A 20,582-nucleotide genomic window follows, 5' to 3' on the forward strand; every position below is an offset into this window, starting at 1 on the left:
AGCATTAATAAATAATCGAAAGCTAAGGTGTCTATGGACGAAAATTACGTTTCAATTCCGGCGGCGGATGGTTGCCCGAGCCTTCTGACGCCGTGGGGCAGCGAATTTGCGCCTATGATCGAACGCGGCGTGCAATGCGCCCAGGCTTGGCTCGGTACTCCCGGCGAGACTCCACTGTGGTGGGAGCTGGCCCAAACACGCAAGACCTTTCCTATCGGTGACTGCCAAGATGCTTTTGAAGCCGGATTCTTGTTGAGGATTCAGCAGCGGCTTCGAGGCGCATCGCAGTAACCGGCCGCTTGCTTTAGAGCGCGATATTTGAGTAGATTTCCCTATGCGGATTCTATGCCTCGCGCTCTATCGATCCGTTCAGCTACCCGGTAAGCGGCTTCCAACTCCGAGCAGCCAATGTTCTGCATCAATGTCCAGCGCTCTGCTTTTTCCTCGGGTTCCGTCATGGCCAGGGCGAGGTAAAGGCTGGGCGGCACTGCTCGAAACAGCGTTTCGAGCTTTTTCGACAGCACTACTCCCTCGGTATATTTCCCCGGTTCTTTGCTAGCTGAGAGCAACAAAGATTTCTGTGCAGGCGTGAGCTTCTTGAAGCGTGCTATTTCTTCGCTTTCCGCGGGCGGCATGTTCAAACAAATCCACCATTCGATCATGTTCAGCATGGTCTGCGCGGCGGAAGGAAAGTCGGCAAGGTTTTGCGTCGCCAGCCAGAACCAGGCTCCGAGCTTGCGCCACATCTTGGTTCCCTTGACCACGAATGGCGCCAGCAGCGGGTTTTTGGTGATGATATGGCCCTCGTCAGTGACCATGATGATTGGTCGGCCCAGGTACTGGTCGCGCTCGGCCAGGTTGTTCACGGTGTTCATCAGGCTGATGTAGCTGATGGACATCTGGGCCTCGTAGCCTTCGCGAGCGTAAGTGGCGAGATCGACAATGGTCACATCGCTTTCGGGCCAAGGTGTGCCTTCGCGATCGAACAGTTCACCCTCGAAACCCTGGCAAAACAGGTCGATGGATTCACCCATTTCCTGGGCACGCTCACGACGCTTCTCCGGCAAGTGCGTGTCGGCGGCGACGCGCAGCAACGCGTCGCGCACATCGTGGGTCAATACCTGTCGACACGACGCGACACAGGTCTGTGCCGCATCGAGAATGCACTCGCGGATTAAGCTGCGATCGGCTCGACTCAGGCGCGCCTCTTCCTTAGCCTCGCCGCCGGTGATCATCAGCCGGGCGGTGATTTCCAGTTCGCCAAGAACATCGCGTTGGTCTTCTCGACTTGCTGCCGCCTCATCGTCCAGCTCATCAATCGACAGACTCGCCACCTGATCCGGTTGCTCGACCAGGCGCCAGGCATCGGCGAACGGGGCGAGACTGACCGAGGCGCCAGGTTTTAATTGGACCTTATTGACCGACAAGCCCTGAGTTGCGAAGTAATCACCCTGCAAGCCGAATGAGTTGCCGGCCTCGACGATAAACAGGCGAGGGCGGTACACGGCCATGACCTGCATCAGTAGGGTGACCAGGGTGGCCGACTTGCCGGCGCCGGTGGGGCCGAACAACAGCAGATGGCCGTTCATGGCCCGATCTAGGCGTGACAATGGATCAAAGCTCAACGGCGAGCCACCACGATTGAACAGGGTGATGCCCGGGTGGCCGGTACCTGTACTGCGGCCCCATACCGGGAGCAGATTCGCCAGGTGCTGGGCAAACATCAGGCGCGTGTACCAGTTGCGCGTGTCGCGGGCCGGGTTGTAAGCCATTGGTAGCCAACGCAGGTAACTGTTGCAGGCGGCGACCTCATCGCCTTCGCCTACCGGTTGCAGCCCCGCACCCAGCAGTGCGCTGGCCAGGCTGACCGAGCGCTGATGCAATTGCTGCTCATCGTGACCGCGCACGTAAAACGCCAGTGTGCCCCGGTACAGCTTGTGCTGGCGGCCAATGATCGCGCGAGCCTCTTCAACATCCTGGCGGGTCTGGGTTGAGGCCAGGTTTTCTCCTATGGATTTGCGCGCTAGGCGGTTTAACTGCTCCTCGAGCATGTCCTGCGGCTTGATCACTAGAGTCAGGCTCATCACTGTGCCTTCAGGCAACTGGTCAAACAGCGCATTCACCGCGTCACCCTTGCGGGCTTCCCCGGTGAGTTGACCAATCGACGGTGCCCGCCGCAGTTTGTCCACCACCATCACCCGGTGGGGCTGATCGTCGAAAAACCAGAGTCCGTGCTGCACATCCGAACGCGGTTCGTTGAAGAACAGCCGCTCGGCAAAGTCGTGATCGAAGGGCAGTTCCAGTGACTCATCTTCGCTCGACTCTGGATAGGCCACGCGGCGGTAGAATTCTTCGGGCGCTTCATCGGTGAGCTTGGGTGCCGGATTGAACCAGGGCAACAACCAGGCATACAAACCTCGGCCATCGACTCGTGTCGATTGCACGCCGCACGCCTGCAAGGAAGCACTGATACGTTCGCAAGCCTGTTGCAGGGATTGCACTGGGGTGAGTCCCGTCTCATCAGCGTCAGACTCAAACCAGCGATAGACCACCAGGCGCACCCGTCGGTTATTGCCACGCCAGGGCAGGCGCGTCACCACCTTATCCTCAAACAAACCACCGGGCTTGACGATGGCCTTCAGATGATGGCGGCTGAGCGCCAAATACGCCTGGGTGAAGACGGTGCCTCGTGCGCTGTCCTGAATATAATCGGTGAGCCGGGTCAGGTAGGGGGTGAAGTCGTTATCGTCCTGGCAGAAAAACTGCGCCACCCAAGGCGCTTGATCCAGCTCGTCAAAGCTATCCTGTAGGGCGTCTTCAAGGGCATCGCGGGCCGCCATCAGCCAATCAGGTTCGCGCCCTTCGGTGCCGATGGGCAGCAACTCGAACACCGCACCCACCGAGCGATTGTCATCCAGCAGAAAACACTGTTCGGTGTCGAGGTATTCGACCCATGGCAGGTGATCGGTGAAGCTGGGGTGGTGCGCATACAATGCGGCCTCATCGGCCAAGGTGGCACGAGGGCGCAATGGGTGGCGCCAGGCTTTCCACGCAGAAGAGCCCTCACCCGAGTCACCGGTAGGCACTATAAGTCTTCCTGACGTTCACCCGGTAATGCGTACTGCACCCGTTGGTAGAACGGAAAGATGGTTGAGTACCCCGGGACCGGTGCCTGCTCGGTACCACTCAAATGCGGATACACGTACAGCACCAGATCGGGATTGGGCAGGCGAGGGAACAGATTGTGGATCTCGTTCGCCGCGGTGCGCGTATACGGTTCTTGAAGAGACGCGGAGGAATCTGCCTGAGCCAGCGGACGGCGTAGCTGCTGCCGAGCATCCAGCAGTTGCTGCTGAGTGCCTTGCGAACCGGCGCCATTCCAGATATCCATCATGGTTTGCTCGCCATGGGGCAGCAGCGTCTCCTTGTCGGTGGAGCACCCTGTGAGGACCAAGGAAAACACGCTAATCCAGGTCAGGCAGGGAAACGTGGATTTTTTCATGGCGTACGCTCCGGCCCTTGGGCTCGTAGTCGATGGTGATTTCATGGTCGAGGTGCAGCGCGACTTGGGCGGCCGGTGGCACGTACACGGCAGCAAAGGTCTCGCCATACAATTTGTTGATCCACCCGCGGATGTCGCTGACCCCACCACTGAGAATTGAATTCAGCGCGCTATTGCCACTGCTGCTGGTGACCCCAAGCGTACTGCCGCCCGAACTGATGACGCTGCTGTTGTTCTGCTCATCCCCGAGCAAGGCGGCGACACTGGCGCCGGCGGCAGTGATCAAACTCTGGCTGCCGAGGTACTGTTGAGCGTTTGAGCGGCGTTCGCCGGCAATGCACGGGATGCCATATGGATCGGATAGGTAACCGAGTCCGCCACGAATCTTGTCGGTGTTCGAGCTCTGGGTGGTGGAGGCATTGCGGCTGGCCACTGCCTTCGGCGGAGGCATCGTGCGGATGGTGCCGTCAGTAAACACAAAGGTGATTGACTCGACCTGTCCGCGTACGCACGACAGGGTCCAGTCACCGGATGCCGTGCCGCTCATAACGGCCCCCGCGACGTCCGGCAGCTCGATGCCGTTGGCGGTCAGGTTCTCGGGGCCCACCAGTACTTTGAAGGGATAGGGATCATTCACGGTGCCGTCGACTGGGACTCGGCCGATCAGCGCGGTCATGGCGACCGAACCCATCAATGTTGCGTTTTCGGGAATGGTGTAGACCGGCTTCGCGCCTTCGGTACGATCAGCGGAGCGTGTCAGGTCATGTTCACCCTTGGTGACCTCGTGTAACTGCTTCTGGCTGCGGTCGATGGCATTGTCCTTCAAACCCTCCAGTGTGTTGAAGGCAGTAGGCAGACTCAGGGTGGGCGCGGTCTTGGTTCTGCCCTGGGGGGCGGTGGACAGAGCATCCGAGGGCTCAATCCACAGCAGTGCATCATTGGCAGGATGCTGCCGTTCGAACTGGGAGCCGTCGCCCGGCTCAAGCCCCAGTCCGATAGGCATATCCTTGTCTTTGCCGGTCAGCCCTGACAGCTGCTCCTGCAATTGCGTCAGCAGACCACGGGCCTGGCGACTGTCTTGTTCCGCTTTGAGTCGAGCCTCGTTGGCTTGTCGTCGACCTTCGTCGACCTGTTGAGTCACGCTGCCAAGCGCCGTCTGGATACGCGAATCAACATTGTTTTCCCGCTCGCGCAGGCGGTTGTTTTCCGTCTGCAGCGAATCGTTGTGTTTCTTCAAACCGAGCATGTCGCTGCGCATGGCCTTCACCTGGCCGACCAGGGTGGCGACCGTATCGCGGGGGGTATCGCCCGCAATACCGAGCGACTTGGCTTGCTCGGCGGATAGCTGAAGATTGCCTTGATCAACCGACTTCTCTGGAGAGGAACTGCTGCCACCCCCGACCCAAGTTTTCAGGATAATCAACACCACGCCCAGCAGCGCAGCCGGTACCAGCCATTTGAGCAAGGCGTTAGCTTTCATCGCCAGCACCTCGCGAAACGGCCGGGAACAGCACGGCTTGCTCAAGGCCGACACTGCGGGTGACAAGGTAGGCGATCGTGGTGTCTTCAGCGCTGCCGACAGGTCCGAGGAAAGCATGCTGGAAAGCCGCGGCGAATAGCTTGGCCTGGAGTCGACGTGGATCGAGTTGCACCGTCTCTGAACCACGATTGCGCAGCTTCACGGCCGTCACCCAGTAATCACCGAGTCGCCAGGCGGCGATGGGCGTGCTGGACACGTGTTCGATCGGCAGCAGGGTTGGCAGTTCGGTGCGCAGCTTGAGCGGGACGCGGCGTACGCCGGGCAGGGACTCCACGGTGCGTAGCGGCGCATACAGGCTTTGCGCGGCGTAGCGTGTCAAAGCGACTGGGATTGGCGTACGTTCTGGAACAGGGACGGTGCTGGATTCAGCCTCGGTAGGCTGCTCCTGAGCATTCTTAAGAATACGCACGGGTTCCAGCGGTTGATCGCCAGGCGTGGCCGCAATGTCCAAGAGGATGATCTCTCCCGTCGCGACAGATTGCAGCTGTAGGCGGGTCGGGGCGATGGCCTCCGACGCCCGCAGGTACAGCGTGCCGCCAGTTGATTGCACGCGCAGCTTGCCCGTCAGGGTTGAGGGCACTCCGACGCGAACAGCCTCATCGACAAAGACCACCCGCTCCTGATTGATCACCAGTGGGACCGCGAGAGGGAGGCGTTCCCAGCGCATCAACTCGACGGCCTGCGCTGCAACTCCCCATAGCATCAATGCGATGGTGAGCGCCGGGGTAGAAATCCGCTTCATGAATCACCTCCAGGCAGAGCGATTTTTTGTGGCGTGCCTTGATAACAATCCAGCGCCAGTCCCCACTTGTTGTGTTCGGGATCGAGGTCGAACCGCACCACGCGTAGTGGATAGCGCACCACCACCCGTTTCACCGGTTCCGCGGCGTAATATTCATCAGCGTTGAGGTCGAGGGTGACCAGCCAGCTGTCGCGGTCGAGTTGCTTGACCCTGAGTTCCGGATCTTCGCTGTAACCGCGGCCCAGAATTTCGTAGACCCCGCGCACTCGCTGGCGCAGTTCACCGGCGGCCTTGCGGTATTCGTAGTCGCCGTCGAGGAAGGCTTTGCAGGCAGGTGTCAGGTAGGACTGCAAGCCATAGATGGCGCGGCGATAATCCTGCTCGCCATCCGAGGGCCAGCGGTTTAGCTGACCAAAGATATACAGGGCAAAGGCATAGATATTTTCTGAGGGGATATCCCACCACTTGCGAGTGCTGCCCGAGCGCAGATCTGGTGGTACATGCACGGTCAGATCGGTCGGTGCCGAACGCCAGCCGTACCAGAGCCCGGCACAGACCAGGGCAAGGATCATTACCGCCAAACGCAGGCTGAAGATATGCGCCTGTTGGGCATCGACCTTGTTTCGAAAGCGGCTCATCGCTGCCACCGGGACAGAGCAGGGCGCAGCCGACGCGAGCGGCGAACCGTCCAGGCGCCGGAGTGAAGGATCAAACTTCCGCGACCCAGGCGCCAACGGCTGGCGAGGACCCATTCGATTTTGCGGTATAACCAGGTCTCGGGGCGGGCTCGTTTGGCCCGACGCAGTAGCGCCCCACCGGCCAATAACACTACCGCCATGCCTGCGATCATGCTGGTTGGCGCCACGGCAATGGAGGAGGTGGCAATCGCCAGAGGAACACCCAGCACCAGGCCAATGACTGCGCCGGCACCGAGCGCTACCCACATCTCATCATTGGTCAAACCGCGTAATACAGCAGGGTCACGATTGAGTCGCTCAGGCAGAAAGATCAAGGTGCCGTCGGCAAGACGTTCAATAGTGTCGTTCATGTCGACCTCATAGAATCGCGGCTGCCTTGGTCAGGAACCAGATGATGATCACCACCAGCAGCGCTCCAATGCCGACCACCGCACCCAAGTCCTTCCAGGTCTTGCGCTGGTTCTGAACGTCGGCATAGACGGTCAGCGAGTGCCAAGCTACGCCGAGAAAAGCGAGCAGGGCGATCAGCAGGCCGAGGAGAATGCCGCCGTCGTAGGCGTAGTTTTTGATCGTCTCGATCAACCCGGAACCTTCGCCACGTGACGGAGCCTCCATGGTCGGGAGTTCGGCAAAAGCCAGGCTTGGACCAAGTACTAGCAGCAGACCGATCAAGCGCTGGCTTGCACCATCACGGAGATTGTTTTTTAGGGGGGGAATGCACTTGAGCATGGCGACGATCTCCTGGATTAGGACAGGGTGAAGAACATCAGTACGAGCAGGGCGAGCAAGACGCGCACGGCGCTGCCGCCAAAGGCTCCAAAGCGCACACTGCCGGCGGCCCAACCCCGGTAAGCCGTCCACATCACCCAGGCACACCACAGCAAAGCCAGGACGAGAACCAAGGACAGCCAGAGCGTCGAACTGCTCTGTGCCGAAAAGCCTGAGGCATTTTGGAAGGCCGTGGTCTGAGCGTCAGTCATGCTCATGGCAAAGGCTCCGCTGGCGGAGTGTCGAGACGATAATCGCCGACCAATTCAGTGGGATCGCGTGGTTGAGCGCGGGATGGGGATAGATAGCTCTGCACGCCTTGGCGCATGCGTTGGATGTCTTGGATTAGGCGGGGATAGTCGAAGCGATAACGCTCGATTGATTCCGACGGATTGGCTGCCTCAGCTCGTGTCGCAAGACGTTCGATGATGTCGAGTTGCTGCTGGACTAGCCTGAGCTGATCCTGCTCATGACCAGATGCGGCATAGCTGCTGCCACCAACGATAGCCAGCGAGAGCAGTAAATAGCGAAAGACGGTAGTTGGCATGATGCTGGCTCGTATGGATCTGAGGACAGAATCAAGTCAGCGGTCGAGTTATTCAGTAGGAAATATGAGGTGTAATGAATCGTTTTTTCTGGCGGAGCGCTGCTGAGACTACGGACAACTGGCCTTCCTTTGACGCTAGTGAATAGTCATCCTTGCCTGCTTCGGAGACTAGCGTAAATGGCCAGCGTTCATTATCGGAGGTAGCTAGGTACTCATTAGGTGGCGAAGTCCAACCATACGTTCACTATGGGTGGGAGCGGATACTCTTCACAGCCTGGGTTAACCTCGCTACGGATTGAGTTCTGTCAAAAATGTATGCCAGAGACACACACTGGCTGTGACATTATTGACTCCCTGATACGGCCTTACCCGAATTCATAAAGGGACATTCATGCTTAACCTGGATCAGTTATTTCGCTTCAAAGAGAAACCAGAACCGAATGTAGCCATGATCGAGGGGCAGGGCGACGGGTGCTTGCTAGCCGATCAGTATCAGGAAGCGCTGGACCTCTATCGGCAGATTGAATCGCCGGGTCGCTTTTTGCGCGAGAAAATCTACTTCGCCAAGCTCTGCATTGGCAGCGCTGGTAGTAATGACGGTGATCTGATAGGTGATGACTTGAGTTCTAGCTCTCAGATGGGGCTGGAGCTCCAGGTAGAGGCCATACACCGAATCCATCAGCTGTGGGATTCTGACCTCGAGCCCGATGAGTATGAAAAACCGAAGGAATTAATTCGTCTGACCAGATGGATCAAGGACCATGTGGACTCTAATCCATACGCAGGCCGCCTAGTATTGATGTCTTGGTATGGGGCCAGCATGCACAGCCGCCGTGGACATCAGGCTTTCGTTGACCTGCAGAGAGTTGTTTACCCCACGCTGACCATACATGGTAAGTGGCATTCAGAGTTGTTGGATGCCCTAGCCGATCGAAATCGCGATACTGTTTTGACCCTTTTGGAGGCAGTCGATTTTGACACGGCCCCTAATATGGCCACCGTTTGCCGTGCAGCCAACTTCGTCAACAAAAAAGAAACTGCACAACGGGCCGCGAGAGTCTTTGTCGCTCGCTACAGCAAATTGGGCCCGCAAATGTACAGGGCGCTGGTGAGCGCCGCGATTATGAGCAACCAGGTGGATTTGCTCGACAACATTCCTAATGAGCATGCCCATGATTTTTTATCCGATCCTCTTATAGAACTTTTTTCCTGTGCCTCGAACGGACAATTCGAGCGTGCTGCGGTCGTCTTGGAGCGTACGAATGTCGATACCCTAATCTGTTACCAATCACCATGTATGGTTGAAGGTTACACACGCTTTCTTTCTGAGGGTCCATATGATTCTTGGCCGTCGATACTCCAGCCAGTGGACGGATTTGAGCTAGAATTGTTTCGTCGCCTGCCTAACACCGAGTCCTCAAACCGTTTTCGCCTTCTGCTGCTAAATGACGCTCAGTATGCCTTTGGAGAGGCGTTTACTAATTGTGTCCGACAGCTTTGGACTGACGCTCCGTCCTACGAGGTTGCTGAGTTGCTCAGCGAGTTTTCTACTAAGGACCTGAAGACTCTTGGGGCCTTGATGATCGACTATCTGGAAGAGTATCAGTTCGAGGACGGAGAGGACGTCGCGGCTCTGGAGATCTTGTCTGAGTGGGATGACGTTGATTTGAAATTCGGCCCCTTATTTTTTGGTGCTAAAGCGCAGCTCAGAAAAGTTGCAGCAACGAATCGACTCCGAGTGTTATCGATGCTGTTCGCTTTTGCTAAAAGAAATATTGCGAAGATCAATTGTGATGGGGACAGCAGCAATACCTACCTTGGTTGGTTAGCTGAGCTCACCGAGCTTGCTCCGACTCGATACGGTATTGAGTATATTTTCCGACAGGCCAATCTAGGTGACTATCAGGGGGCGCTTGCATCGCTGGAGCGTCTAAATCTTGAGCCAAGTAGAGATGTGGTATTCGCTTATGGTTGGGTCGGTACCAACACAGATAGCTACGCCCTGCTGGCAGCGTTCGAGAAGGCGGTTGAGATCGACTCTAAGCTTCACGAGGTAGAGCGAATACAAAAAATTCGTCCCGAAGTTAGAGCAAAATTGCAGCGACTTGCTGCAACGCAACTCCATCTGGATTTCGATGGCGAGCAGGTTGTACGTCCGATCCCGTCACCGTTGCCGGCTAGTCTTTACTCTGCCATGGAGGCCATTGACCAATCACTTGTCTCGCTCAGTCCGGCTCAGATCCTCACTCTTCAGATCTGGCTTGGCCAACGTTACAAAGATATTGATAGTTCAATGCCTCCGGCGGCCGGGAATCACTTAGTTATCGAGTCTTGGAATGGATGCCTCCGTAGCGCGAAGCTGGCTCTTAAAGGAGAAAGCCAAATACTTAGCTTGGCCAAACGTCACGGGTACTCAAAGGTGATTGATGTTATGGCCGAAGCATTTGCTCATGAAAGTAAGCCAGATCTGGCACTGACGGCCCTCGCAAAAATTCTGGCACAGCGCGTCGATACGGGGGCAAACGAGGTTGCCTATCTGATTGGCACAATTAGGAATCGTTGTAATTACCACAACCCGAATATTATAAGAGAGCAGGTTCGCGAAGCGTCTAAACGTGGTATCTCGGTGAGTCAATTGCAAGAGTTGGCGACCGAAGTCAGCAGCTGGACTATGTGGAAAAATAAAATCGAGGACTTACTCCAGAAGTAAGTCGTCGCGCTGGCAGAGAATCAGGCTGTGCTCCCCAACAGTGCGCTCGTCATTAGAAGCTCGTAGATTAAATCTCAGATGTACTTTTTGAATGTTGCTGTTGTTATAGTTATCGTCACCGCAAGCATCACAGCGCAAGGCAGAAAAACGATCATGGGATTGATTGAAAAGGGCAGTGACAGGTAAATGATCCAGGGCACGATCAGCAGTGGTATCACTGCGCGCTTGGCGCGGTGATAGACAAAACTGCTTTCACGCCCCGCGCCAAATTTGCGCAGGTCACGGCGCATCAAACCATCTACAAAACCAGTGAACATGGCCAACAGAAACAAGGGTGTCGCCAGAACCAGAATGGTCAGGCGCACCACAAATGTGAAGGTCACATACACTGCAGCAATCACGAAATCTTCGATGCTCACGTAGAACTGATTGGCCCAACTCCATAAACCGTTGCCCTGGCTCGACACCCGTGCTTGCCGGGCGTAATCCGAAAAGCCAGTCTTGACCAACAGCCACTGATCGAGGAAATCCAGCCACTGGACAATCATCAGTCCGGGTTGTTGGAGCATGAGTGAAGCTTTGAAGTGCTCGCTGAGCCATCCCAATTCGCTATTCAACATCGCTTGGCTGTGTCGCCAACCTTGGTCGCTCCAGAACAGCAGTAGACCGGCGAACTCGATGAGGATTGAGAACAGCAACGAGGCGATCAGCAAACCGATAATGCGTAAGACCAAGCCAATAACCGAGACGATCAATCCCGGGCGCTGGATCGGTTGTGGCGGCGTGTTCTGTACCGAAGTCGCCATCCTTTACTCCATTGCGCACCGTTAAGTTGCTGCCACGGCACCTGCCGAATACGTGTTTGCTGAATCAAAACCTGTCGCGGGGCGGGCTACCCAACCTGATCCAGATCGAAGTTGGTTGTCGGGCGGCCGCCGCTCGCACTCCACCATTGGCCCACCTGTTCGTTGTAAGTGGCCCGCATCCTCTGGGTAAGCTCCTGCAGGTCCTGGGGCATTGCATCGTAGTTGGAGGGCTTAGGCAAAGGCATGCGGACTTTCCAGAGCTGGCCACCGGCCTGAAAGGAAAACATTTGCCCCTTGGGCAAACTGACGATATGCGCTGGCTCAATCAGCGGCACGCTGGTGGTGCTGACGCGATCCTGCGAGGACGAAGTGAAGTCCGTGTTGGCCTCCGGATCGGAGGTGTCGGTCGCACCCGACACCAGGGTCTTGGTCAGCACGTTAACCTTGGGCAACTGCTGGGTTAGTAGTTCAGCCGTAGCAGTTTCGCGCACCCGGAGGATTTGCAGGGTGTTGAAGTTACCAATCACCTGGCCAGCTTTGGCGCGGTTGCCGATGCGTGCTTCGATATCACTGAGTGTCTGGGTGTAAGCCGTCACCTGGATGCCGGCGCCACCGCCCTTGTTGATTAGCGGAATGAACTCATCGCCCATCAACTCGTTGAACTCATCGGCATGCAGGTTGATCGCCAGCTTGTCACTGCTGCTGCTCGATGCAGGCAGGCCGTGGTCAATGCCATGTTTGTAGATGTGGCCCGCGACCGAGACCAAGTCGGCGAACATGGAATTGCCGACGGCGGCAGCCACCTCGGCATCGGTCAGTGCATCCAGGCCGACGTAAACGATGCCGTGTTTTCGGATGATCTGCATCCAGTCGAAGATCGGCCGCGGGTCATCTAAATCGGTGTAGTCGGGGGCCAGTAACTGGGCGGTCTTGCCGGTGGTGAGTTTCTCCAGCAGCGGCAGTAGCGAGGCAACGATTTTGTCGAAGTAAGTACGGTCGTAGCGCACCGCCGAACGCAGCCCGTCCATTACGGGATCAAATACCCGCTTCACCGCCAGATACTGCTCGATGGCCACCACGCGTTTTTCGCGTCCCACCATATGCCGGGGAATGTTTTTTTCGGTGAGCTTGCCTTCAAGCTGGACGATCACTTCCCACGCTTTCGGATCGGTTCTGGCGAAAAATTGCTGGGCATACTCAATGAACAATGCGTCGATGTTGACCACATGCCGTTGGATTTGCAGGTAGTCTGGACGTCGGCCCAACTCGATCAGGGCGCGGGCGATGATGTTGACGAAACGCCAGGCGAACTCGCGAAATGCCGCCGAGTTGCCTTCACCACTGAGCTGCCCGGCGATGCGCGACGCCACTTCCGAGATGCGCCCGAAACGTCCCACGGCGTTGTAGCGGGCGGAGATCTCCGGCCAGCCCAGATGGAAGACATAAAACTCCTTCTCCCGACCGGCGCGTTTGGCTTCGACGTACATGCGTTTGAGCAGGTCTGCATCGCCCTTCGGATCGAAGACAATGACGACCTCGTGTTCGATACGATGAATGTCCTGGGTGATGTACACCTCCGCGAGCCGGGTTTTGCCGACACGGGTAGTACCAAGCACCAGCGTGTGACCCACCCGTTCGCCAAGCGGCAGGCTGACCTCTGTTTCATCTGGCTCAACCCCATGCAGCAGTGGCGAGCCTCCTACCGGAGGCAAAGGGCGCAACGGATTAAAGGCGCTGTCCCAGGCGGTGACACGGGCCAATGTCGAGAGCGGAAATGGTGCATGTTCTAGGCGACGTTCGAGTCCACGTGCCAGGCGGTAACGGGTCGGTTGGTCGACGTAGTGAGCGACGGCCGGATCCTGGGCCTCGACTAAGCGCTGGGCGTGCAGGCGGGTCCAGCGAAAGCCTCGGCCCATGAACAGACGTTTGCGGCTCACCGGAATCTGCCGGCTGGTCAGCTCGTAGCGAGGCAGCCGGCGGATATTGCGCCGATAGCGCAACACCACCCAGGCTTGTCGGAGGCGGATCAAACCGAACAGGGCATAGGCCAGAGCCGCAATCAGACCGATCTCGGGTGATAGGGCCACGGCCCAGGGCGAATACACGCATAACACCGCCGCGGCGACGCAGATCGCCACGGTATACAGCTCGACTGCGGGCCGGAGTTTGGACTCCATCGCATGCTCGGCCATGACCCAGACTCACTGTTCCAGTGAGGTGGCTGTGATTAAGACAGGGTAGTGCTCAATTTTCAGGCGAGAGGCGATGTCGTTGCCGTTGACCGGCAGGATGGTGATGCCCGGCGCGGCTGCTCGAATTCGGGCCAGGGCTTGAGTATCGGTCACTTCGACGGCGAGGCCGACCGCCCCCATTTCTTGCAGTTCAGTCGCACGCTGATGCAGCCAAGCCAACGATTGGGGATCCTCCCCGACAAGGAAAAATGGCTGCAAGCCCGGCATGTCCAGGGTGCGAATTGTGATTTGGCCTGGGCTCAAGTGAGAGCTGCGCACGGGCAGTATCCAGGTTTCATCGGCAAATGCAGAGAGGTCTGCATGTATGGCCCGAGCAGGCTGGGTCTTGTTGTTTATTGGCGGCCTGGAAGCTTCAAACTGGGGGCGGGTGAAACCGCCAGGCTGAACTTCTGCAAACGACAGTCCTGGCTGGGCGAGCGCAGCCAAGAGCACGGCGAAGTAATACGCACTGGGAATTCGCTTCATGGTGGTGTGCCCTGTTTAAAGGAAACCTGCAGTCGTTCGAGTTGTTGAGAAAAGCCGGCGCGGTAACGCGCGGCCGGCGTTCCCCCTGCCGGGCGGTGATAGCGTCCGGCAGCGGACACCCAATCACCGGTGACGGCGTGATGCTCTTGCAGCAGCGCGGCAGTTACGGCCAGATTGCGGTAGGGTTCAAGGGCTTCGCAGGGACTGGAAAAATGCTGTCCGTGATAACCCAGGTTGATTTGCCCAAGCCCGGCATCGATCCGCTTGGCGTCATACCGAGCAAGCGCCTGAAGCAAGGCGTGACAGGCGGTCTGACGATTGGCGAAACGGTAAGGTATTCCGGCGACGTTCAAGGTCCAGGGCCAGGGCAGCAGTTGATCACGGACGCGCATACCACTCTCCTGCAGGGCAGTCGCGAACAACACCGTGGAAGGGACGTTGGCGTCATGCGCTGCCAGTTGATAAGCCGGAGGCGGAAGTTCGTCTGCCCGGACGGCGTGCACCGTCAGCAGGAGCGCAATAGCAATCAATCGAGACGTTGCCATTGTCCGTTCACCTGCTGAAATGTGACGGGTAGCGGTCTCGGGGCTCCCAGGCTGAACCAGCGCCCGCGATCATGGTTCAGCGTGATTTTCCGGTGTTGGACCTTGCTCGCATCAATGCCTGCTTGCCGCGCCCAGCCACGGACATGTTCGTCCTCACCTTGGCTGCCCACCAAGTAGATATCGAACGCTGTATCACTACTTTGCAGACGCTGCGCTTCAGCGGTGCACGCTGGGCAATGGTCTTCGACAAACAGAGCACGGCGCGGCTCTACCGGTGAGCTAGCAGCGGGCGGGGAGGCCATACCCTGAATCGGCAACAGTCCAGGAAACAGCTTGGCCCAAGCTGCGGTGTAGGCGTTTTGGTAAGCCAACTCGCGCTCGGCACGTTTGGCTTCCAGCGCTACCTGCAATTCGGCATAGCGCTGACGCTCTTGGTCGTTCTCTGCTTCGACGCCGAGTGCAGTCAGCGGATCGAGATTCGGGCTCCAGTAACCACGCGGGCCGGCTTGGATCTGTTCGAAGCGTGTCCACTCCTGCTCCGTCAGACCCCAGCTTGCCGCCTGTTCAGAGTGCGAACGCTCCAGCGGAGTAGACTGCGTGTCCTGGGTCCGTGACGGTGTCGTGACGGGGTTGCCCAGCGCAGCGCCCGTGCTCAGCAATGAAATGAAACAGACGATGGGGCTCAGCGGAGCTCTGTTCATGATCGCTTCTCAAGGGAGGTGCACGGTCTGGTCTGGGTGAGCGGTCACCGCGAAGATAGCCGCGTTCGGCTCCAGCACCTTCAGTTGCCATGTGCCGAACTGCTCGCCGTTGTGCAGCAACTGGATATCATTGAGCGAGCGACTGGTAGGAGGTGCGACCGCCAGAAAGCGCTCGCCACCGCGGTACTCAACGCTCAACACTGAAAATGGCGGCAGGAGCGGGGCAGGCTTGGGCTGAGCGGTTTTTTTCGGCTTGGCCGAGGAAGGCGTCGGTGGTGGGAGTGGTGGCTGACTTTTGAGGTCCAGGAGTTGCTGCTCGACGTGCTCAAGTCGTGCGCGTAGCGCGATCATGTCGGCTTCGGTAGCACGGGCTGCCAGACCATCGCGCAGTTCCTGTATCTCCTGCGCCCATTGATCCAACATCGGATCGAGGGTATTGGCCTGTTGCTCACCGGAATCGACCATCTGCTTCAGGTCTTTCAGTGCGTACTGCAGCTTCTCCTGTGCATCCATGAGGGTGCTTGAGTCACGTTGCAGGGTATCCAGGGTCTGTAGGCGTTGGGCGTTCGCATTTTCCAGCTCGGTCACGCGTTGATACTGGTTATACAAACCACCACTCAGCCCGGAGACCGCCAGGCAAAGTGAGCCGACAATGAGGGTTTGAAACGTCGTGGCTTTCATGGGCGTGCCTCCGGCTGATGGGCCGCGCTGGGTGCGAGCCGCACGACGGCAGCATCATTTTTTTGCCGTTCGAAGCAGACCGAACGGCTAACCTCATCGATCGTGAGTTGCCAGGCGGGGCCAGCCAGTACTTGTAGCGCGTTGCGTAGTGAGATCGGGCCGAGCCGGTAATGGGCGGCAGGCAGAGGCCGGGTAAACAGTATTTTTACTGGTTCGGCAGCAGGGCAGAGCGAATAACCTGAGCGCTGCAGCACGTAGTGCATCGCTTCCTGTACCGAAGGATTCAGGTTGGACGGAATGCTCACGTCAACAATTTGAGCGAGAAGATCACGTTGTTCCGGGGTGGGCTCGGTGCTGACCAGCGTATAGCGGCCATAGCGGAGCTCTGTCGGATGACTCTCTTCGGCTGTACTCCTCGAAAGCTGGGCCCGATTGGAACCACCGGCATTCTCTGGACTAGTCGGCAAATGGGTGGGGATCTGCGCCGTGCAGGCGCTCAATAAACCCAGCAGGCAGACAGGCGTGAAAAAACGCTCCATGGAAAAAACCTCATGTCAGATTCAGTGCAGAACCTGACATGAGGTGAAGGAGCGATTCAGTGAGTAAGTTGATTCAAGACGGGTCGTGTTTAAGTTGAACGCGTTGCTATTCGTCATAAATGGCGAGCCCATCCAAGACGGCAGCGTCGGGGTCGAAAATCAACAACCTCACATCCGCCAATGCCGCCAGATACAGTACGTTGACCAGGGCTTCCGGTGTGCCAGCGTCGAGCTGCTCCTGCCTCAGCGATGTGTAAGGACTGCCCTCAATCTTCATCAGATTTTCGTCGGTCCAGGGCGTGCCGACCAGCTTACACCCGAGGCCATTGCCGTCTGGCAGGGCGAAGGGTTCAAACAGCAGACCGGTTGGTCCGGAGTTGAAATTGCTAGCCCGGCGTTCCAAGTAGCGCAACGCCTCTTCAGTGAGGTGTGCGGTACTGATCTCCCAGGCTCGACTGTAGTGTCCTGTGTCGAAGCTCAAACGGTGGACCATGGCTTGGGCTTCTTCCTGGGAGTAAAGGTCACCGACATGATGTCGTTCGTTGAGCATCTCGCCAGTCACGGCATAGATCACTTCCCGCACCAGCCCGGTGGACTGGAAGTGTTCATCCAATTCATCCGGAATGGCCTGACCCTCGCTGATCAGAGCGAAGTCGTCGTTGAACAGGCAGGCGAACAGTTCCAGCGCATCGTTGGGTAGATGAGCTTGTGAGTCGTGTATGGAGCGAAAGCAGGGAGGGCAGTCGTTCGCGTAGGTGATTTGCAGCAGCCGTTCAATAAATAGATTGTCATAGCCGCGAACGAATGGGTTTGAGGCCCCCAGCATGGCTGGGGCTTGGGTAGTGGAGTTCATGAGTATTTCTCCAGGATGAAAATGAACAAGGCGCCCGAAGGCGCCTGTAAGGGTTAAAGCCAGCCGTATTCGGCAAGAGAAAGTGGGCGACCTTCACCCACGATGAAGTGATCCAGTACGCGCACTTCGATCAAATCCAACGCCGCTTTCAACCGTGCGGTCAAGGCGCGATCCGCCAGGCTGGGTTCCGTGCAACCGGAGGGGTGGTTGTGGCAGACAATGGCCGCTGCTGCGTTATGTGCGAGGGAGCGCTTGACAACTTGGCGGGGATAAACACTGGCGCCATCGATGCTGCCGTGAAAGAGGATCTCGAATGCCAGAACGCGATGGCGGGCATCGAGAAAAATCACACCAAAAACTTCATGCTCTTGTTGCGCAAGATGAAGTTTCAGATATGAGGCCACGGCGTCAGGTGACGTCAGGTTGGGGCCGCGGGTGAACAGCCGACGATCCAGAATGTGCAGCGCTTCGTCGATTAGCTGGTTTTCCTGGGCGATACGATCAGCCTCGACATCCGAGGTTTCAATCAGGGTGAGTGGGGTGCTCATGGCGTACCTCCGAAGGGAACAATCCGGGGGTACACACCTGAGGGGAGTGTTGTCCCCGAGGTGGATATAGAGTGACGGGCATTGCCCGATGACGCGCTGTTTACAGCCGAGTGAATCGGTGGCGTTGTCCGTGCAGGTGTGAATCACAACCGTCGCAGGGCAATGGAGAGGCAGTTCTTATACCCTGGCCAGTTTCGGGGTCGAAGTCGGCACTGATGGGCATTAGCCGAACCAGCCCAAGATGGAGGTCAGCAATGCGTTTTGCGATCTCATCTGTCGTGTAGTAGAGCGATAACGTGCTGTAGTCCTCGTAAGCCGCAGCGAACAGGCAATCGTCGCAAAGCCAGAAGGATTCCATATGGGTTCTCCTGTGCAGATTGAAGAAAGGCGCTCGATTGAGCGCCTTGATGTAAACATCGTGAATTGTTCAGGCGGACTGAACAGTACGTGTAGCGACACGGCGGGCCGTGCGGGGAGTGGGTGCAGATTCAGGTTCAGCCCTGGACTTCGCTGGGGTGTCGGTATCCTCGGCATCGGCATCAGCCGACGTTGGGGATGGCTCACTGTTTGGCGTTTGCTCAGCAGGTGCTGTTGCTTCCTGCCTGGCAGGCGCTTTGTACTCGAACGTGCCGTTGACCTTGATCCAGTCGATGTACAGCAGACGACCTTTCAGGCTGGCGCCCGGTTGGCCTTGTTTATCGCCTTTCTCATAGAGAAATGGGTCAATCCACAGGTCGCCGATACGGAACGACAGCAAGACCTTTTTCTCGGCTTTGACGGCGTCCATATAGAGGCGAATCAAACGTTCAGCTTCGCCTCCTGCGACTTTGCAGTCGAAACGGGTGTATTCCACTGCATCAGTGGCACCATGCAGAGCGGCGATATCGCAGGCCATGAACGGCTGGCCGCGGCGGACTTGTACTTCACGGACACGGTTGAGGTAGCCGATACCGACGGTGTGCAGATTGAAGTAAGTAGTTGCTTCTTGGGATTGGTTGGCGTGGGCCATGGTGGTTCTCCTGTTTCAAGGGAAAACGGCGACGCACAGCCCCTGACGGGGAAGTGAGTCCCCGTCAGGGTGGGTTAGGTGAAGGCGAACGATGAACGACTCGTCACCGGCAAGCCGATGACCATCAGATCGATGCGCCTGGAGAATAGGGGGGCAGCAGAGGAGAAATCCGCAGCATATCTGCGGACCTAGGGTAGTGGGCATTCATCACCGCTGAAGCGGTAATCGTGCGAGCCTCCGAATGCTGATCGCACTTGGGTAAACCACCACAAGCGTGGCGTAGCCTTGAAGGTTCAAGCTACCTGGGCTGGGCTGTCAACGACAGCGAACCACACCCTTTATATAAGCCTGTCACAGGGGCGCGTCAAGGCGCCGCAACCCGTTTTTTATGGCCGGAATTCAGTGGCAATCACTGGACGGAAGAAAGTGAAGAGTAGGCCTGGCGGGGTGCCAGGCGAGGAATAAAAAAAGCCACCTTAGGCGGTCTGACGCAGTCGACAAGCTCCTCGCAAAACTTTATTAACTGCGCCATGATTCGCCAACCGACCCTTATCGTGGCCTGGGTCGGAATACGCTGGCACGCATCCGCGCACAAAGGGTGCCCAGTGTTTCCCCGGCGGGCTCCGGGATTGAATGTGATCGCCGTAGCGGATGACCGCTGATGCCTGGCAGAGGCAACAGTGGTCATCCGCCACATTGATCCGGTCGAGCACAAAGCGGGAATGAAATTCCGCAGAAGAGAAGGCTCCGAACTCAGGGAGTCCAACCGAGCTGCCCGGAGCGAATCGGTCTTGGGTCGCCGTAGCGATGATCCTGAGGCACTACAGCAGAATGGGTGTGGCGACGTCAAGCCAGTGGGCGAAGAGGTTATTTGCTACTGAGATGAGCGGCCAGCTGTTCGACGGTCGTCAGGATAAAGGCACGGTCGCTTTCTTGAAGGCCGCTCAGCAGGCCCGCGATCATCTGGCCCTGGTCGTTGGGGCGACTGCTCGACTCCGTCAGCAGTTCATCCATCCGGCAGTCGAAGATGTCCGCCAGTTGCATCAGCTTGACCACGGAAAGCTCCACCACACCCCGCTCAAGGCGCGAAATGGCTTCGCTGCCGATCCCCAGGCGTTCAGCCACCTCTTCCTGGGTCAGATTACGCTGAGTGCGGTGCTTCGCGATCATGCGCCCAATTTGGGCTTGGGTTGGATGTTTATGTGCCAAGTGATGAGCTCTCCAATTCAACCCGAATGGTTGAGCAAAGACCCATTGACATGAACATCCTTAACGGTTGAGTATCGACTTAGAAGGTTGTTATATTGACTGAAATAGCTGTTTGTCGCGACGTGACATCTATTCCTCCAGGAATCAGAGGCCGAAGTGACCAGCGAGACTGAGCGGTCTGATAGGGCCAAAGGGAGGTAAGGTTGAGCATGGATGAGCCGCGCGAGAACGTCATGGACCTGATCTGGGATCGAACACTGGAGCTGTTCATCAAGATCCATGACTGCCCTGATAGCCCTGAACATCTCGAGAGCCTCGTTCATTGGCTAAACGAAGATCCTGCTCACCTGAAAGCGTTCAACGAACTGGGGCAGATATGGATCGCGACAGGCATCGCCTTGGCCCGTGAAATCGGACAACCGCTAGACGACTTGGAGAAGGATCAGGCGCCGTTGATGATGCACTGA

General features: G+C 57.4%; 24 protein-coding genes. 3 read left to right on the forward strand and 21 right to left on the reverse strand.

The genetic code is table 11. The features are described from left to right. Positions 1–33: 33 nt before the first annotated feature. Positions 34–291, forward strand: a complete 258-nt coding sequence (locus tag KI237_RS08310; RefSeq protein WP_126587183.1) for a LasR-specific antiactivator QslA — start codon at positions 34–36, stop codon at positions 289–291. Between the two features lie 41 nt (positions 292–332). Here the strand turns inward: KI237_RS08310 and KI237_RS08315 are convergent, their stop codons facing one another. From KI237_RS08315 to KI237_RS08355, 9 genes are read right to left on the reverse strand one after another with little or no spacing between them, the layout of a single operon-like run. Beyond that, entirely contained in the window at positions 333–3,086 is a 2,754-nt protein-coding gene (locus tag KI237_RS08315) for a conjugative transfer ATPase (RefSeq protein ID WP_126587184.1), read from the reverse strand. Continuing rightward, positions 3,086–3,502, reverse strand: coding sequence for a TIGR03751 family conjugal transfer lipoprotein (locus KI237_RS08320; protein WP_041475984.1), 417 nt, complete (start codon positions 3,500–3,502; stop codon positions 3,086–3,088). Before KI237_RS08320 ends, KI237_RS08315 begins: the two co-directional genes overlap by 1 nt. After that, positions 3,465–4,982: a TIGR03752 family integrating conjugative element protein gene (locus KI237_RS08325; RefSeq protein ID WP_126587185.1), complete on the reverse strand. Its 1,518-nt coding sequence runs from the start codon at positions 4,980–4,982 to the stop codon at positions 3,465–3,467. Before KI237_RS08325 ends, KI237_RS08320 begins: the two co-directional genes overlap by 38 nt. Beyond that, a complete protein-coding gene (locus KI237_RS08330) occupies positions 4,972–5,784 on the reverse strand; it encodes a TIGR03749 family integrating conjugative element protein (protein WP_126587186.1) in 813 nt (270 codons plus the stop codon). The genes KI237_RS08325 and KI237_RS08330 overlap by 11 nt, the downstream gene beginning before the upstream one ends. Next, a complete protein-coding gene (locus KI237_RS08335) occupies positions 5,781–6,422 on the reverse strand; it encodes a PFL_4703 family integrating conjugative element protein (RefSeq protein ID WP_014338741.1) in 642 nt (213 codons plus the stop codon). Before KI237_RS08335 ends, KI237_RS08330 begins: the two co-directional genes overlap by 4 nt. Next, positions 6,419–6,832, reverse strand: a complete 414-nt coding sequence (locus KI237_RS08340) for a TIGR03750 family conjugal transfer protein (RefSeq protein ID WP_014338742.1) — start codon at positions 6,830–6,832, stop codon at positions 6,419–6,421. The genes KI237_RS08335 and KI237_RS08340 overlap by 4 nt, the downstream gene beginning before the upstream one ends. Before the next feature lie 7 nt (positions 6,833–6,839). Then, the gene (locus KI237_RS08345) at positions 6,840–7,211 is read right to left on the reverse strand and encodes a TIGR03745 family integrating conjugative element membrane protein (protein WP_014338743.1); all 372 of its coding nucleotides are present in this window, start codon (positions 7,209–7,211) and stop codon (positions 6,840–6,842) included. Positions 7,212–7,228: 17 nt separating this feature from the next. Then, positions 7,229–7,468, reverse strand: a complete 240-nt coding sequence (locus tag KI237_RS08350; protein WP_014338744.1) for a TIGR03758 family integrating conjugative element protein — start codon at positions 7,466–7,468, stop codon at positions 7,229–7,231. Further along, entirely contained in the window at positions 7,465–7,797 is a 333-nt protein-coding gene (locus KI237_RS08355) for an integrative conjugative element protein, RAQPRD family (RefSeq protein WP_014338745.1), read from the reverse strand. Before KI237_RS08355 ends, KI237_RS08350 begins: the two co-directional genes overlap by 4 nt. 391 nt (positions 7,798–8,188) lie before the next feature. Here KI237_RS08355 and KI237_RS08360 point away from each other — a divergent pair, with 391 nt between their 5' ends. Further along, the gene (locus KI237_RS08360; RefSeq protein ID WP_126587187.1) at positions 8,189–10,507 is read left to right on the forward strand and encodes a hypothetical protein; all 2,319 of its coding nucleotides are present in this window, start codon (positions 8,189–8,191) and stop codon (positions 10,505–10,507) included. 74 nt (positions 10,508–10,581) lie between these two features. On the opposite strand, the gene KI237_RS08365 is transcribed toward KI237_RS08360, so the two are convergent. The 12 genes from KI237_RS08365 to KI237_RS08415 form a co-directional block, all read right to left on the reverse strand. Continuing rightward, entirely contained in the window at positions 10,582–11,313 is a 732-nt protein-coding gene (locus KI237_RS08365) for a TIGR03747 family integrating conjugative element membrane protein (RefSeq protein ID WP_126587188.1), read from the reverse strand. Between the two features lie 86 nt (positions 11,314–11,399). Next, positions 11,400–13,505, reverse strand: a complete 2,106-nt coding sequence (traD, locus tag KI237_RS08370; RefSeq protein ID WP_014338751.1) for a type IV conjugative transfer system coupling protein TraD — start codon at positions 13,503–13,505, stop codon at positions 11,400–11,402. A gap of 9 nt (positions 13,506–13,514) precedes the next feature. Beyond that, the gene (locus KI237_RS08375; RefSeq protein WP_041475986.1) at positions 13,515–14,030 is read right to left on the reverse strand and encodes an integrating conjugative element protein; all 516 of its coding nucleotides are present in this window, start codon (positions 14,028–14,030) and stop codon (positions 13,515–13,517) included. Beyond that, positions 14,027–14,575, reverse strand: a complete 549-nt coding sequence (locus tag KI237_RS08380; protein WP_041475987.1) for a lysozyme family protein — start codon at positions 14,573–14,575, stop codon at positions 14,027–14,029. The genes KI237_RS08375 and KI237_RS08380 overlap by 4 nt, the downstream gene beginning before the upstream one ends. Continuing rightward, positions 14,557–15,276: a TIGR03759 family integrating conjugative element protein gene (locus tag KI237_RS08385; protein ID WP_014338754.1), complete on the reverse strand. Its 720-nt coding sequence runs from the start codon at positions 15,274–15,276 to the stop codon at positions 14,557–14,559. Before KI237_RS08385 ends, KI237_RS08380 begins: the two co-directional genes overlap by 19 nt. Before the next feature lie 9 nt (positions 15,277–15,285). Beyond that, positions 15,286–15,957, reverse strand: a complete 672-nt coding sequence (locus KI237_RS08390) for a chemotaxis protein (protein ID WP_014338755.1) — start codon at positions 15,955–15,957, stop codon at positions 15,286–15,288. Continuing rightward, a complete protein-coding gene (pilL2, locus tag KI237_RS08395) occupies positions 15,954–16,496 on the reverse strand; it encodes a PFGI-1 class ICE element type IV pilus protein PilL2 (RefSeq protein ID WP_014338756.1) in 543 nt (180 codons plus the stop codon). The genes KI237_RS08390 and pilL2 overlap by 4 nt, the downstream gene beginning before the upstream one ends. A 106-nt stretch (positions 16,497–16,602) precedes the next feature. Beyond that, on the reverse strand, positions 16,603–17,349 hold the full coding sequence (locus KI237_RS08400; protein WP_102617439.1) for a DUF5983 family protein: 747 nt from the start codon (positions 17,347–17,349) through the stop codon (positions 16,603–16,605). Between the two features lie 53 nt (positions 17,350–17,402). After that, on the reverse strand, positions 17,403–17,897 hold the full coding sequence (gene radC, locus KI237_RS08405) for a RadC family protein (protein ID WP_014338758.1): 495 nt from the start codon (positions 17,895–17,897) through the stop codon (positions 17,403–17,405). A gap of 100 nt (positions 17,898–17,997) precedes the next feature. Next, positions 17,998–18,255, reverse strand: coding sequence for a hypothetical protein (locus KI237_RS30360; protein WP_041475988.1), 258 nt, complete (start codon positions 18,253–18,255; stop codon positions 17,998–18,000). A gap of 69 nt (positions 18,256–18,324) precedes the next feature. Continuing rightward, positions 18,325–18,906: an STY4534 family ICE replication protein gene (locus tag KI237_RS08410; protein WP_014338759.1), complete on the reverse strand. Its 582-nt coding sequence runs from the start codon at positions 18,904–18,906 to the stop codon at positions 18,325–18,327. 867 nt (positions 18,907–19,773) lie between these two features. After that, positions 19,774–20,115 carry a helix-turn-helix domain-containing protein gene (locus KI237_RS08415; RefSeq protein ID WP_027912505.1) on the reverse strand — a complete coding sequence of 114 codons (342 nt, stop codon included), beginning with the start codon at positions 20,113–20,115 and terminating at the stop codon, positions 19,774–19,776. Positions 20,116–20,324: 209 nt separating this feature from the next. Between KI237_RS08415 and KI237_RS08420 the strand changes: the two genes are divergently transcribed. Then, positions 20,325–20,582, forward strand: a complete 258-nt coding sequence (locus KI237_RS08420; RefSeq protein ID WP_126587189.1) for a hypothetical protein — start codon at positions 20,325–20,327, stop codon at positions 20,580–20,582.

The sequence above is a fragment of the Pseudomonas sp. St316 genome (genome assembly GCF_018325905.1).
Lineage (GTDB): Bacteria > Pseudomonadota > Gammaproteobacteria > Pseudomonadales > Pseudomonadaceae > Aquipseudomonas.

Coding starts and splice junctions, on each gene's coding strand:
- KI237_RS08310 (WP_126587183.1), top strand. CDS start 34: ATGGACGAAAATTACGTTTCAATTCCGGCGGCGGATGGTTGCCCGAGC.
- KI237_RS08320 (WP_041475984.1), bottom strand. CDS start 3,502: ATGAAAAAATCCACGTTTCCCTGCCTGACCTGGATTAGCGTGTTTTCC.
- KI237_RS08325 (WP_126587185.1), bottom strand. CDS start 4,982: ATGAAAGCTAACGCCTTGCTCAAATGGCTGGTACCGGCTGCGCTGCTG.
- KI237_RS08330 (WP_126587186.1), bottom strand. CDS start 5,784: ATGAAGCGGATTTCTACCCCGGCGCTCACCATCGCATTGATGCTATGG.
- KI237_RS08335 (WP_014338741.1), bottom strand. CDS start 6,422: ATGAGCCGCTTTCGAAACAAGGTCGATGCCCAACAGGCGCATATCTTC.
- KI237_RS08340 (WP_014338742.1), bottom strand. CDS start 6,832: ATGAACGACACTATTGAACGTCTTGCCGACGGCACCTTGATCTTTCTG.
- KI237_RS08345 (WP_014338743.1), bottom strand. CDS start 7,211: ATGCTCAAGTGCATTCCCCCCCTAAAAAACAATCTCCGTGATGGTGCA.
- KI237_RS08350 (WP_014338744.1), bottom strand. CDS start 7,468: ATGAGCATGACTGACGCTCAGACCACGGCCTTCCAAAATGCCTCAGGC.
- KI237_RS08355 (WP_014338745.1), bottom strand. CDS start 7,797: ATGCCAACTACCGTCTTTCGCTATTTACTGCTCTCGCTGGCTATCGTT.
- KI237_RS08360 (WP_126587187.1), top strand. CDS start 8,189: ATGCTTAACCTGGATCAGTTATTTCGCTTCAAAGAGAAACCAGAACCG.
- KI237_RS08365 (WP_126587188.1), bottom strand. CDS start 11,313: ATGGCGACTTCGGTACAGAACACGCCGCCACAACCGATCCAGCGCCCG.
- traD (WP_014338751.1), bottom strand. CDS start 13,505: ATGGCCGAGCATGCGATGGAGTCCAAACTCCGGCCCGCAGTCGAGCTG.
- KI237_RS08375 (WP_041475986.1), bottom strand. CDS start 14,030: ATGAAGCGAATTCCCAGTGCGTATTACTTCGCCGTGCTCTTGGCTGCG.
- KI237_RS08380 (WP_041475987.1), bottom strand. CDS start 14,575: ATGGCAACGTCTCGATTGATTGCTATTGCGCTCCTGCTGACGGTGCAC.
- KI237_RS08385 (WP_014338754.1), bottom strand. CDS start 15,276: ATGAACAGAGCTCCGCTGAGCCCCATCGTCTGTTTCATTTCATTGCTG.
- KI237_RS08390 (WP_014338755.1), bottom strand. CDS start 15,957: ATGAAAGCCACGACGTTTCAAACCCTCATTGTCGGCTCACTTTGCCTG.
- pilL2 (WP_014338756.1), bottom strand. CDS start 16,496: ATGGAGCGTTTTTTCACGCCTGTCTGCCTGCTGGGTTTATTGAGCGCC.
- KI237_RS08400 (WP_102617439.1), bottom strand. CDS start 17,349: ATGAACTCCACTACCCAAGCCCCAGCCATGCTGGGGGCCTCAAACCCA.
- radC (WP_014338758.1), bottom strand. CDS start 17,897: ATGAGCACCCCACTCACCCTGATTGAAACCTCGGATGTCGAGGCTGAT.
- KI237_RS30360 (WP_041475988.1), bottom strand. CDS start 18,255: ATGGAATCCTTCTGGCTTTGCGACGATTGCCTGTTCGCTGCGGCTTAC.
- KI237_RS08410 (WP_014338759.1), bottom strand. CDS start 18,906: ATGGCCCACGCCAACCAATCCCAAGAAGCAACTACTTACTTCAATCTG.
- KI237_RS08420 (WP_126587189.1), top strand. CDS start 20,325: ATGGATGAGCCGCGCGAGAACGTCATGGACCTGATCTGGGATCGAACA.